Source organism: Pseudomonas sp. KH_046_1, from assembly GCF_057839025.1.
In genome coordinates this window covers 770,001-783,984 of record NZ_CM174481.1, presented here as the reverse complement: position 1 = coordinate 783,984, position 13,984 = coordinate 770,001, and the positions used below count along the sequence as shown (strand labels likewise).

At 60.4% G+C, this 13,984-nt stretch carries 5 protein-coding genes and 2 rRNA genes (1 of these 7 running past the window's edge); 1 reads left to right on the top strand and 6 read right to left on the bottom strand.

Features of this window, described 5'->3' with window-relative positions; all coding sequences use genetic code 11:
• Positions 1-1,527, bottom strand: a complete 1,527-nt coding sequence (locus AC3IT9_RS03440; RefSeq protein ID WP_150728380.1) for a CoA-acylating methylmalonate-semialdehyde dehydrogenase — start codon at positions 1,525-1,527, stop codon at positions 1-3.
• 148 nt (positions 1,528-1,675) lie between these two features.
• Here AC3IT9_RS03440 and AC3IT9_RS03435 point away from each other — a divergent pair, with 148 nt between their 5' ends.
• Entirely contained in the window at positions 1,676-2,626 is a 951-nt protein-coding gene (locus AC3IT9_RS03435; protein ID WP_150754284.1) for a LysR family transcriptional regulator, read from the top strand.
• 4 nt (positions 2,627-2,630) lie between these two features.
• Here the strand turns inward: AC3IT9_RS03435 and recD are convergent, their stop codons facing one another.
• The 5 genes from recD to AC3IT9_RS03410 all read right to left on the bottom strand — a co-directional run.
• Positions 2,631-4,739 carry an exodeoxyribonuclease V subunit alpha gene (recD, locus tag AC3IT9_RS03430; RefSeq protein ID WP_489272046.1) on the bottom strand — a complete coding sequence of 703 codons (2,109 nt, stop codon included), beginning with the start codon at positions 4,737-4,739 and terminating at the stop codon, positions 2,631-2,633.
• Positions 4,736-8,425: an exodeoxyribonuclease V subunit beta gene (recB, locus tag AC3IT9_RS03425; RefSeq protein WP_489272044.1), complete on the bottom strand. Its 3,690-nt coding sequence runs from the start codon at positions 8,423-8,425 to the stop codon at positions 4,736-4,738. Before recB ends, recD begins: the two co-directional genes overlap by 4 nt.
• A complete protein-coding gene (gene recC / locus AC3IT9_RS03420; protein WP_489272043.1) occupies positions 8,425-11,874 on the bottom strand; it encodes an exodeoxyribonuclease V subunit gamma in 3,450 nt (1,149 codons plus the stop codon). The genes recB and recC overlap by 1 nt, the downstream gene beginning before the upstream one ends.
• Before the next feature lie 225 nt (positions 11,875-12,099).
• Positions 12,100-12,215 (bottom strand): 5S ribosomal RNA (gene rrf, locus AC3IT9_RS03415).
• Positions 12,216-12,376: 161 nt separating this feature from the next.
• A 23S ribosomal RNA gene (locus AC3IT9_RS03410) occupies positions 12,377-13,984 on the bottom strand; it runs 1,286 nt beyond the window's last position.

Here is a 13,984-nt window from a genome sequence, read left to right as displayed (position 1 = left end):
TCAACGCAAATTGATGGTGGTGTTCACACCGTCGTTGACGCTGTCGTCATCGAACCAGCGACTGGTGACGGTCTTGGTCTGAGTGTAGAACTGCACCACTTGCTTGCCGTACGGGCCGAGGTCGCCGAGCTTGGAACCGCGCGAACCGGTGAAGCTGAAGAACGGCACCGGCACCGGAATCGGGATGTTGATACCGACCTGGCCGACGTCGATTTCGTTCTGGAATTTACGTGCCGCCGCGCCGCTCTGGGTGAACAGGCCCGTGCCGTTGCCGAACGGGTTGGCGTTGACCAGGGCGATGGCCTCGTCGAGCGTATTGACTTCCAGCACCACCAGCACCGGGCCGAAGATTTCCTGGGTGTAGATCTGCATGTCGGTGGTCACGCCGGAGAACAGGGTCGGGCCGACAAAGTTGCCCTTCTCGTAACCCGGAACCGTGATCTCGCGACCGTCCAGCTCCAGTTTCGCGCCTTCCTTGATGCCGCTTTCGATCAGGTCGAGAATCCGTGCCTTGGCCTTTTTCGAGATCACCGGGCCGACATCGGTGCCCGGCTCGCTGCCGGCATTGACCTTGAGCTTTTGCGCCAGCGCCTTCAGATCCGGAAGCCACTGCTTGGCCGCGCCCACCAGCACCACCACCGAGGTGGCCATGCAGCGTTGACCGGCGGCACCGAAACCGGCACCCACCAGCGCATTCAGCGCTTGCTCACGGTTGGCGTCCGGCAGCACCACGGCGTGGTTCTTGGCGCCCATCATCGATTGCACGCGCTTGCCGTGTTTACCGGCCAGGTCATAGACATGAGTACCGACGGCGGTTGAACCGACGAAGGAGACCGCCTTGATATCCTTGTGAGTGCAGAGCCCGTCCACCACGTCCTTGCCGCCATGCACGACGTTGAGTACGCCGGCCGGAATGCCCGCCTCGATCGCCAGCTCCACCAGGAGCATGGTCGACATCGGGTCCTGTTCGGACGGCTTGAGCACGAAGGTGTTGCCGCAGGCGATGGCCATCGGGAACATCCACAGCGGAATCATCGCCGGGAAGTTGAACGGGGTAATGCCGGCGCACACGCCGATTGGCTGACGCAGGGTATAGGTATCGACGCCACCGGCGACGTTTTCAGCGAACTCGCCCATTTGCAGGCTGCCGATGGAGCAGGCGTGCTCGACCACTTCCAGCCCACGGAAAATATCGCCTTCAGCGTCGGCAATGGTCTTGCCCTGCTCGGCACTCAGGACCGCGGCGATGCGTTTGGAGTGTTCGCGAATCAGCGCCTGGAGCTTGAGCATGATGCGCATCCGCGCGCCGATGGGCGTCAGCTTCCAGGTCTGGAAGGCGCGATGGGCCGCACTGATGGCCGCGTCGACTTCTTCGGCGGTGGCAAACGGCACTTTGGCCAGCACTTGCTGGGTCGCCGGGTTGATGATGTCGTGCCATTCGGTGGTCTTGGATTCGACCCACTCGCCGTCGATCAACAGTTTGACCTTTTGCACGGTGGTGTCATTGGGCGTGAGCGATACGTTCATGTGGGTCTCCGGAAGTTGTTTTTATCTAGGAGCCAAGACGAAAAGTTCGCCTTGAGATGAGGCGTGTGCCGCGAATTGGTTAACGGACTGTTTTTGGAGTATAGATGTGCAAACTTCTAATATGAACGCACATAAAAACCGGTCCAACATGCAAAAAAACATCACCTCCCTCGGCTCGCTGAACTGGGATGACCTCAAGTTTTTCCTTGAAGTCGCCCGCACCCGCAAGGCCAGCACCGCGGCCAAGCGCCTGGCGGTGGACTACACCACGGTGTCGCGGCGCATCAGTTCCCTGGAAACGGCGTTGGGCACATTGCTGTTCGAGAAATCCCGGACCAACGGCTTTGTCCTGACCGCCGAAGGCCAGCGGTTGATGGGGTATGCCGAGTCGATCGAAAGTACCTTGCACATGGCGTGCGAGCAGGTTTCCGGGTCTGGCGTGGCACTATCGGGTCACGTGCGCATGGGCTGCACCGAAGGCTTCGGCAGCTTTTTCATCACGCCGCAGCTGAGCCACTTCGTCGACACCTACCCGGCGATCTCGGTGGACATCCTGCCGCTGCCGCACTTCATCAGCCTGTCCAAACGCGAGGCCGACATCGTCATCGCCCTGGAGCGCCCGGAGCATGGTCCATACGTCTGCTGCAAACTGTGCGACTACCGATTGCAGCTGTACGCGACCCAGGATTATCTGGACAACCACCCGCCGATCCGCAAACCAGCCGATTTGGCCAAGCATTCATTTATCAGTTACGTCGACGACCTGGCGTTCAGCTCGGAGCTGTTGTACCTGGCCAACGTATTGCCCGGCGCCAGCGCCAATCTGCGCAGCACCAGCGTGATCGCGCAGTTCGTGGCCGCGCAGCAAGGACGCTCACTGGCGATCCTGCCGTGCTTCCTCGCCACCCAGGACCCGCGCCTGCTGCCGGTGTTGCCGCAGGAAATCAATATCACCCGACAATTTTGGATGTACTGCCGCGAAGACCTGCGCAAGCTCAAGCGGATCACCCTGTTGTGGGATTACATCCGCGAGGTCACCGAGCAGAATCAGGGCCTGCTGATGGGCGAAAGCCGGGAGATGCTGTTTGCCGATTACTGACCTTTCAGCCTGTCGGCTCGCTGGCTTCCTTTAGCTCCAGCATCAGCCCGCTCAAGCGTTTGACCCGGCGTTTCACCGCCTCTTCAAACACGCCCGCACGCGACTCGATCAAGGTGAACCAGTCCTTGGCCCGGGTAATGCCGGTGTAGATCAACTCCTTGGTGAGCACCGGGTTCAAGGCATCGGGAAGAATCAACGCGGTATGTGCGAACTCCGAGCCCTGGGATTTATGCACGGTCATGGCGTACACGGTTTCGACATCATTCAGACGGCTGGGCAGGACAAACCGCACACCACCCTGGCCATCATTGCGTGGGAACGCCACACGCAGAACCTGCCTTCCAGTCCCGTGGCCTTCCTGTTCCGGGAGCTTGAGGGCAATGCCGATATCGCCGTTCATTAAACCCAGCCCGTAATCGTTGCGGGTCATCAGGACAGGTCGACCTTCGTACCACTGCTGGTCGCTGTCGATCAGGCGCGCCCTGAGCAATGCCTCCGTCACCCGCTGGTTCAAGCCCTCCACACCCCACGGCCCCTTGCGCACGGCACATAACAACTGGAACGCGTCGAAGGCCTGCAGCACTTGTCGAGCCCAATCAATCCAGCACGAATCTTCCAGCGGGCTGTCCAGTGGCGGGCGCTGATTGCGCAGCACGCTCAGGTAATGTCGATAACCCTGCGGCCCCTCACCGTGGCCGTCGAGAAGCAAGCGTTCCAGGGCCCGATCCTGTTCCCCCTTGAGGGCCAGGCAATACACATCGTCATGGCTGCGCGCAGACAACAACTTGCGGGCTTCTTCGGGTTGCTGCTGGTTGACCCAGCGAGCCAGTTGACCAATGCCGCTGCCTTCGCCGAATCGCCGGGAATGGCGCAACATCACGACCTGCTGGGCCAATGGATGAGTGCCTTGGGCATCTTCCTGCAACCCGCTGGCCTGCAGGTTTTCGCCACTGACGGTTTCCAGCCACTGGCGTGTCTGCGGGCTGTACCAGCCAGCCTCCGCGTCGCGACACAGATCCCCCAGTACCGCACCGGCTTCTACCGAAGCCAGTTGATCCTTGTCACCCAACAGCACGAGGCGCGCATGGGCCGGCAAGGCGTCGAGCAGGTTGGCCATCATTTCCAGGTCGATCATCGAGGCCTCGTCCACCACCAACACATCCAGCGGCAGGCGATTGCCCGCGTGATGGCGGAAATGACGAGTCCCGGGCCGGCTGCCGAGCAGGCGGTGAACGGTGGTGACGTCGGAGGGGATCTTGTCTCGTATGTCTTGGGTGACCTTCAAGGTCCGGACTTGCTGGCTGATGGATTCCGTCAGACGCGCCGCGGCCTTGCCGGTCGGTGCGGCGAGGCGAATGCGCAGGGGCATGCCGGCCTCGACCGCCGGCGCCTGGAGCAACGCCAGCAAGCGCACGACGGTGGTGGTCTTGCCGGTTCCCGGCCCCCCCGTGACGATGCTGAAGGCACTGCGCGTTGCCAGGGCGCAGGCCAGCTTCTGCCAGTCGATCACGTCACCCGGCCTGGCAGGACCAAACAAACCGGTGAGACGCTGGAGCAAGTCATTCGGCGTGGATTCGTGTCCCGTCAGACGCTCGCGCAGCGAGAGGTCGATCCGCCGCTCGTAGGCCCAGTAGCGGCGCAGGTACAAGCGTTTGCCCGATAAAACCAAAGGCCGGTCGCGCACGTTGTCACGACTGTCAGCGGCCAGTGCGACCAGGTTGCTGGCGGCAAGCACCTTGCACCAATGAGCACCGTCCAGCGATCCGAGCAATTGCGACGGCAACAGCATCGCGCCGCCTTGCACGTCACCTTCGGGTGGTAACGACAGGGCGAAGTCCGGTTCTTTCAGCGTTTCGAACAGGTCGAGGCAGACATGCCCGTGGCCCAATTGGTGGCTGGTCAGCGCGGCTGCCAGTAACACCAGCGGATCATCCTCCGGGGCCAGTTCATGCAGAAACGCCACAAAGGCTTTGTCCAGCGCGCGCAACCAGCCGCGTTCAACCCAGCGCGTGAGCAACAACAGCAAGTCATCGGCACGACTCAACGGCGTAAGATCGGCCAGGCTTTCGGCTGCCAGCGATGTGGGCAGCAAATCGGCGAATGTGCGATTCATAACAGTACTCCCTGTTCCCAGGCGGGCTCGGCCTTGGGCTCTGGCTTGCCCTGGAACAGCCTGTCCAGACGTTCGATCAGTTCTCTTGGCGGGCGGGCGAAAAACACACCCTGGCTGGCCGCACGCGTGCCGCGCAAAAACAGGTACAACGCACCGCCGACATGCCGGTCGTAGTCGTAATCGGCGAGCCGCGCCTTGAGCTGGCGGTGCAGGGCCAAGAGGTACAACACATATTGCAGGTCATAACGGTTGTCGAGAATCGACTGTTCCATGGCCTGCGCGGTGTAGGCCGCATCATCGGCGCCAAGCCAGTTGGACTTGTAGTCGGCAACGTAATAGCGGCCGTCATGTTCGAACGTCAGGTCGATGAAACCCTTGAACATACCATTGAGCAACACCGGTTCCGCGGCCACCCGGGCGACGCCGTTATGGGTGTATTGGCACACCAGCGCATCGAGCTTGAGCACATCGACCTTATGGCTGGCGAACCAGAACTCCATCTCGACCTGATACTGCGTCAACTGGCTGAACATCACCGGTGCCTGACCGCCGCCCAGCTGCAACGGCGACTTGAGCAGATGCTGCAGCCAGTCACTCAAGGTGCTGATCCAGCCCTCCCAGCCTCGACGGTTGCAGCGACGGGCAATGGCGTCGATCACCTCTTGTGGTGCCGCATCAAAACCCTCACCTCCCGCCCATTCGAGCAAACCATGGAGGAAGGTGCCGGGGTTCGGGCCGCGCGGGAAGCGATGGATATCGCCGCCACCGGTCACCACTTCCCTGGGGGCCTGCGGGTCGAGGCGTTCGTCATCGAACAGTTTTTGCGCCTGCGGGCTCTCCGGCGCCTCGTCGGTGCCGACACTCAGGGTGTCGCCAATGCGCAACGCGCTGTAGGAAGCAATCCACCAGTTTTCACTGGCCTTGCGTTTCGGAACCAGCGGAACCAGCAGCGCCGCGTCATTTTGCGGTGGTCGGTAATGCTCTGCAGTCGCTTCAGGCATCTCGGCATACGCCAGCGCCGGGCAGTCCTGTTGCAGGTCCCGCAACCAAAGCTGCAACGCCGGGGACTCGGCCAAAGGCGCACCACCGCCCAGCAGATAACCCAATGCCGACAGATGCAGCACCGAGCCATTGTTGTTGCCGCGCTTGAGGTCGGCCACCCCCAGCCAGCAGGCGTGTTGCGCCCGGGTCAGGGCGACATAGAGCAAGCGCAGATCCTCGGCCAGACGCTCATCGTCAGCCAGGGCAATCAACTCTGTCGTCGGCTTCAACGTGACCTGGGCATTGCCGGATTCATCGTGGTAGTGCAACGGCAGACGGCTGCCATCCACCGGTTTCGCCGAGCAAATGAATGGCAGGAACACCAAGGGGTATTCAAGGCCTTTAGACTTGTGAATGGTCACGACCTTGAGCAATTGCTCATCACTTTCCAGACGCAGGATCTGCTCTTCGCCAGCCTGCCCGGACAACGCCAGATGCTCGGACAAATGCCGGATCAGGGCTTGCTCGCCATCGAGTTCGGCGGCGGCTTGTTGCAGTAGTTCGAAAAGGTGCAGAAGGTTGGTCAAGACGCGCTCGCCGTCACTGCGCGCGATCAACGCCTGGGGCAAACGGAAGTCGTGCAGCAAGCGTCGCAGCATCGGCAGTACGCCCTGCTTGCGCCAGACTTCGCGATAGCCCCGGAACTGCATGACCCGGGATTCCCAGGCCAACTCGTCCTGATTCAGCCGCTCCAGCTCAGTCAACGAAAGGTTCAACGTGATGCTGGCCAACGCGGCCCGCAGCGGTCGCTCGACATCCGGCTCGGCGCAGGCCTTGAGCCAGGTCAGCACGTCATGCGCCTCCTGGGCGGCGAATACCGAGTCCTTGTCCGACAGGTAAACACTGCGCACGCCCCGTGCGGCCAGTTCGGCACGAACCGCCTGCGCTTCCTTGCCGTCGCGGACCAGAATGGCGATGTCCGCCGGCAGCAAGCCCCTGAAGGCTTTGCCGTCCTGGGTGAACCCCGCTTGCCCCTGCTGTCCGCCATTGAGCAATGCCGTGATTTCACTGGCGCAGGCAGCCGCCAGTTGTTGCCGGTACACCGCACCGGACAACGGCTGTTCGGCAGGCAAGTGCCAGATGTTCAAGGCCAGGATTGCCTGGTCATTGATGCGCAAGACTTCTTTGCGGCCTTGGGAGGCAACCGGCGTGAACGGAACCGGGTTGTCGCCATTCTTCTGCCGGAAGAGGAAAGCGCCGCGCCCTGACTCCCGGGCTTCGGCGCGCTCGAACACATGGTTCACCGCGTTGACCATGCCGTGGCTTGAGCGGAAGTTGGTGCCCAGGGTGTGCAGGCGGCCGGTGGTGGCCTGGCGGGCGCGCAGGTAGGTATGGATGTCGGCGCCGCGAAAAGCGTAGATCGCCTGTTTCGGGTCGCCGATCAGGAACAGACCGCACTCGGGGCTGTTCTCTTCGATGCGGTAGATGCTCTCGAAGATCCGGTATTGCACCGGGTCGGTGTCCTGGAACTCATCGATCAGGGCGACCGGAAACTGTTCACGAATCAGGGTTGCCAGTCGCTCACCGCCATCGGACTGCAAGGCCGCATCAAGGCGCAGCAGCATGTCGTCGAAACCCATTTCCGCGCGGCGGCGCTTCTCTTCTTCGAATCGTGCCCCGACCCAGCGGGCCGCATGTTGCAGTACGGCGGCGTCAGGTGTCGGCAACCCATCGAGGCAGGCCTTGAGGCCGGCCATCGCATCGAGCCCCGGATGTCGAGGTGCTTCGCCCTTCCAGGCTTCAGCCATGCCATCCGGGGTCAGGCGAGTGAAACCGGTGCCGATATCCAGTTGCTCGAGAGATTCGTCTTCGGCCCAGGCCTTGATCTTTTCGAACCAGGGCTCGAAATAGCGAGCCTGCATCTTGCGACCGTCGACACTCTTGCTGGCAACGCCCTGGTGGCAGATGGAAAGCAACTCGTCAGCCCAACGGAGCCAGGGCTGCTTGAGTTCGATCAGGGCCACCCGTCGCTCTTGCAAGCATTGCGAAATCACTTCGGCGGGTTCCTTCCCTTCAAGGGTATCCCGCTCGCTGGCGAACAGTGCACGAATCCGCGGCAGCAGCGCCGCCGGCCCGCCCCAATTGCTGCGCACCCAATTCAAGGCGTCACCTTGCATCGGGTAACAGAACAGCCGCCAGTAATCGCGCAGGACTTCCCCCAGCAAATCGCTGTGGTCGGTTTCCAGGGTCTGGGTAAACAGGCTGCCGCTGTCGAATGCGTGCTCGCGCAACATGCGCTGGCACCAACTGTGGATGGTCGACACCGCCGCCTCGTCCATCCACTGCACGGCGATATCCAGGCGGTTTGCGCACCCGGGCCATTGCTCGGCCAAATACTGATCACGCAACTCGGCAATCAGGCTGTCGGGGGCCGGTGTTTCATCGCGGAAATATCGTGCGGCCTCGGCGAGCCGCGTGCGGATGCGTTCACGCAGCTCTTTGGTCGCGGCGTCGGTGAAGGTCACGACGAGGATCTGCGGCGGCAACAGCTCGCGTCCGAAACCACTGTCCTCCGCGCCATTGCCAAGCACCAGACGCAGGTACAACGCGGAAATGGTGAACGTCTTGCCGGTCCCGGCGCTGGCTTCGATCAGTTGACTACCGCGCAACGGGAATGCCAGGGCCAGAGGTGTCCTCATGCTCATCAGCGCGACTCCTGGCTGGACAGTGAATGCCAGGGCGCTTCAAGAAGCGGGCGATAGAGCGCGTCACACCACTGGGGGAACGTCTCGTCGGCGACCAAGGCATCGTAATCGGCGAATTGGCGCGCGAGTGCCGGGCTTTCGCGACGCTCTCCGTCCGTTGTCTGCCCATCCCCTTCATAGGCCTTGCGTGCAGCGGCCTCGGCTTTGACCGGGTCGGTTTGCCCCAGCCACGCGAAGGCTGTCTTGACCGCGATCGGCAGAGGCTGGCGCATACCCGACTGCCATGCCATCAACAGATCACCGAGAATTTTCCGCGCCGTGGACTCGTCCAGCGGACCGAGCAACAGGCTGTCGTCGCTGGCCACCAGTGCGGTGGTCAGCGGCATGCCACTGGCACAAGCCATCAGATGATTGCCCCACGGGCGTGTCAGTCGATGCCATTTGCGCGACTTGATCGAGCCGATACTGTTGGGGATCGTTGTGATAGACAACAAACCGCCATCAGCACGCTGATGCAGGCCGCTGAGCCAGCCCTCGATGTGCAGGCCCTGCAGTTCAAGACTGACGGGCAACGCGCTGCTGAGGGGTGTTGGCCACAACGCCAGGAGCTGTTGGTGGCGTTGCAGCAAGTCAGGCAATGGCTCGATCAACTCCCTTTGCAGGCACTCACCGAATCCGGCCATGGGCAGCAGCCCGCTGTTCTGCAGACGTTTCGCCTGATCCTCCAGTGCCTGTCCGGTATTTTCCGGATCCGCCAGCGCCGCTTCGAGCAATCGGTCGCTGAGGCTGTAACGCTGCAATGCATCCAGGACAAAGGGCTCTTCATCGGCCAACGGCACTTCAGCCGCCTCGAAGAAGACCTTCAGTCGCTGGCTGAAAAAGTGCCGTACCGGATTGCGCAGGAAATCCTGCACCTGACCGAGACTCAGTGGTTCGTCCTGAACGTGAGGCGCGAGCACTTCGGCGCTTGCCTGTTGCTCTGCCGCCTGATGAAGCACCTGCCATTCGCTGGCGTAGCTGAACGACTCATCCCCGTCGTGAAAGTAGCGAGCACTGAAGGGTTGCAACGGGTGTTCCCGGGTCATGGCTTCCAGCAGATCCTCATCGCCTTGCAGCAATCGCCAACCGCTGGCCAAGTGGTCACGCAACTGGCCGATCAGCACCGAGGCAGGCCGCTCGCTGTTATCGCGGATGCTGCGGCCCACCCAACTGATGTAGAGCTGGTCCCGTGCCGACAGCAAGGCTTCCAGTAGCAGGTAGCGGTCATCTTCGCGCCGGGAGCGGTCACCCGGACGGTAATCGCTGCCCATCAGATCGAAATCCAGCGGCGGTTGCGCGCGCGGATAATCGCCGTCATTCATGCCCAGCAGGCACACCAGTTTGAACGGGATGGCGCGCATGGGCATCAAGGTGCAGAAGTTGACCGCACCGGCCAGAAAACGTTGGGACAAACGGCCCTGATCCAGACCTGCAAGCCAGGCTTCACGGACGACGGTCAGCGGCAACTCGTCCTGCAACCCGACGGATTCGCAGGTCTCGAGCCAGGTCTCACGCAGCTCTTCGAGTTGGGCCAGCAAGTAGTCATCGTGTTCGTTACCGGCAAGGAAGAACAACTGCACCAAAGCCTGCAAGCGCAAGCCCCATTGCCCCGGCGAGGCCGGCTGGGAGAGTACGTGGTGAGCCACTTCCAGCGCGTCCAGCAACGCAACCAGTGGACCGATGAGCGCAGCGTCCAGACCACCGATCTCGTCGTAGGGTTCGATACCCGCATAAGCATCGGCGCCGCCAACGGCATAACCGAGCAGCATCCGTCGCAAGCCGAAACGCCAGCTGTTTTGCTCCAGCTCATTGGGTAGCCCGAGCCCGGCACGTTGTTCGGCATTCATGCCCCAGCGAATGCCGGCACCTTCGATCCAGCGGTGCAGCGTCGGCAGATCACGCTCCTCGACAGCAAAACGGGCGCGCAGCGCCGGGACGTCCAGCAGGTCGAGAATTTCACTGACGGGGAATCGGCTGTCAGGCAGCTTGAGCAGGTGCTCCACAGCAATCAGCAATGGATCGCGACCACGCTGGCCCTGGTCAGCCAGGGTAAACGGAATGAAGCGCGGGTCCTGGCGGTCAAGCTGACCAAACACGGCACGAATATGCGGTGCGTAGCTGTCGATGTCCGGAACCATCACGATGATGTCCCGGGGCCGCAGTGTCGGGTCGGCGCTGAAGCGCGCGAGCAGTTGATCGTGGAGGATCTCGACTTCTCGCTGGGCGCTGTGGGCGATGTGAAAACGGATCGATTCGTCCTTGTGCAGATCGATAGCCGGCCATCGCTCCCGAGTCTCGTTGAGGGGGCGCAACTCGAGGATGTCGTCCTGTAACTGGTTGAGCACGCTCAGCGGCTGACCGTCACTGAACAGGTCGATGCGACCGTCGCGGAATGCCGAACGATAGCTGTTGGGATCGTCATAACTGTCGAGCAGGTTGATGTAGTCCCGCCCCTGCTTGCCCCAGGCAGCCAGCAGCGGGTGAGCATGCTGGTGGAGGGTTTGCGGATCGATCACTACCGGCATGCCGCTCTTGCGAGCCTGACGCTTGTATTGATGCCGCAACAGGTCTTTATCGGCGACGATGTCCGCCCAATGGTGACGACACGGGTTGTGTACGCACAGCAAAACCTGACTGAATCGCGCCAGTCCCGCCAGTGCTTCCAGGGCTTGAGCAGGCAGGGAAGAAATCCCGAAAACGATCACTCTCGAGGGTAATCCCTTGGGGGCTGTTTCGAGATGGTTGATACGCTCGACAAATCGCTGATGGACACCGGCACGGCTTTGCGCCATGCCTTCTTCTCCCACATCCAGCAAGAGTGCGCGCCATAACTCTGCCTGCCAACAATTGGCCGGGGTCAGGGGTTTGGCTTCACCCCTGGCGTTTCTTGTTTGATGGCGACCGTCCGCCCAGTCTTCGAGCCAGTCGGCTCGGTACACCTGGTATTGGTCGAACAGATCCGCCAGACGCTCGGCCAGTTGATAGCGTTTGCGCAGGTCGGTGTCGTGGGTCAGGAAACGCTGCAGCGGCTCGAAGTGCGGCTGATTGATCAACTGCGGCAGCAGGCGCATCAGGCGCCAGGTCAGCGGGGCTTTATCGAGCAGGGACTTGACCGGAATTTCGTCGCGGCCAAGGACCATGCGATAGAGCTGCCACATGAAGCTGCCGGGCAACTGCACGTCGATGGCGGCAGCGATGCCGCAGCCTCCCATGTCGTCTTCTTCAGAATCTTCCGCGAGTGCCAGCTTCAGCCATTGGGCAATGCCATTGCTTTGCACCAATGCGATTTCGTTCTCCAGGGGAGCCAGCGGGTAGCGCCGCATCCAGCTGACCACCAGGCTGCGCAACTCGTCCAGGCGGTTGCCGTGAACCACCATGAATCCAGCACTGAGAGGTGTTGCGTCCGGCATAGTGGCGTCCCTGGAAATGCAAAATCGAAGGACGACTTTAACATCTGTAGGAGCGAGCATGCTCGCGATGGTCGTCAACGATGACGCTGGCTGCCTGGTGCCGCGCGGTGCCTTGGCGCTTTTCGCGAGCATGCTCGCTCCTACAGTGCACAGCGTTCGAGGTGTAAATAGACCAAAAAAACAAAACCCCTACCTGCATGCGCAGATAGGGGTTTCGGAATTTAATCTTGACGATGACCTACTCTCACATGGGGAAACCCCACACTACCATCGGCGATGCATCGTTTCACTGCTGAGTTCGGGATGGGATCAGGTGGTTCCAACGCTCTATGGTCGTCAAGAAATTCGGGTACTGAGTCGTGGCCGGTTGGCCGCGCTTCAGCAAATTGGGTATGTGACAGTTTTCGGTGTTTTGTGAGCATCTCGAACTTTCGGTTCGTTTCGTCTTCACACACCGCAATCTGATGCTTCTTTCGAAGTAAGCAAATTGCTTGGGTGTTATATGGTCAAGCCTCACGGGCAATTAGTATTGGTTAGCTCAACGCCTCACAGCGCTTACACACCCAACCTATCAACGTCGTAGTCTTCGACGGCCCTTCAGGGGACTCAAGGTCCCAGTGAGATCTCATCTTGAGGCAAGTTTCCCGCTTAGATGCTTTCAGCGGTTATCTTTTCCGAACATAGCTACCCGGCAATGCCACTGGCGTGACAACCGGAACACCAGAGGTTCGTCCACTCCGGTCCTCTCGTACTAGGAGCAGCCCCTCTCAAATCTCAAACGTCCACGGCAGATAGGGACCGAACTGTCTCACGACGTTCTAAACCCAGCTCGCGTACCACTTTAAATGGCGAACAGCCATACCCTTGGGACCGGCTTCAGCCCCAGGATGTGATGAGCCGACATCGAGGTGCCAAACACCGCCGTCGATATGAACTCTTGGGCGGTATCAGCCTGTTATCCCCGGAGTACCTTTTATCCGTTGAGCGATGGCCCTTCCATACAGAACCACCGGATCACTAAGACCTACTTTCGTACCTGCTCGACGTGTCTGTCTCGCAGTCAAGCGCGCTTTTGCCTTTATACTCTACGACCGATTTCCGACCGGTCTGAGCGCACCTTCGTACTCCTCCGTTACTCTTTAGGAGGAGACCGCCCCAGTCAAACTACCCACCATACACTGTCCTCGATCCGGATAACGGACCTGAGTTAGAACCTCAAAGTTGCCAGGGTGGTATTTCAAGGTTGGCTCCACGCGAACTGGCGTCCACGCTTCAAAGCCTCCCACCTATCCTACACAAGCAAATTCAAAGTCCAGTGCAAAGCTATAGTAAAGGTTCACGGGGTCTTTCCGTCTAGCCGCGGATACACTGCATCTTCACAGCGATTTCAATTTCACTGAGTCTCGGGTGGAGACAGCGCCGCCATCGTTACGCCATTCGTGCAGGTCGGAACTTACCCGACAAGGAATTTCGCTACCTTAGGACCGTTATAGTTACGGCCGCCGTTTACCGGGGCTTCGATCAAGAGCTTCGCGTTAGCTAACCCCATCAATTAACCTTCCGGCACCGGGCAGGCGTCACACCCTATACGTCCACTTTCGTGTTTGCAGAGTGCTGTGTTTTTAATAAACAGTCGCAGCGGCCTGGTATCTTCGACCGGCGTGGGCTTACGGAGCAAGTCCTTCACCCTCACCGGCGCACCTTCTCCCGAAGTTACGGTGCCATTTTGCCTAGTTCCTTCACCCGAGTTCTCTCAAGCGCCTTGGTATTCTCTACCCAACCACCTGTGTCGGTTTGGGGTACGGTTCCTGGTTACCTGAAGCTTAGAAGCTTTTCTTGGAAGCATGGCATCAACCACTTCGTGTTCCAAAGGAACACTCGTCATCAGCTCTCGGCCTTGGAATCCCGGATTTACCTAAGATTCCAGCCTACCACCTTAAACTTGGACAACCAACGCCAAGCTGGCCTAGCCTTCTCCGTCCCTCCATCGCAATAACCAGAAGTACAGGAATATTAACCTGTTTTCCATCGACTACGCTTTTCAGCCTCGCCTTAGGGACCGACTAACCCTGCGTCGATTAACGTTGCGCAGGAAACCTTGGTCTTTCGG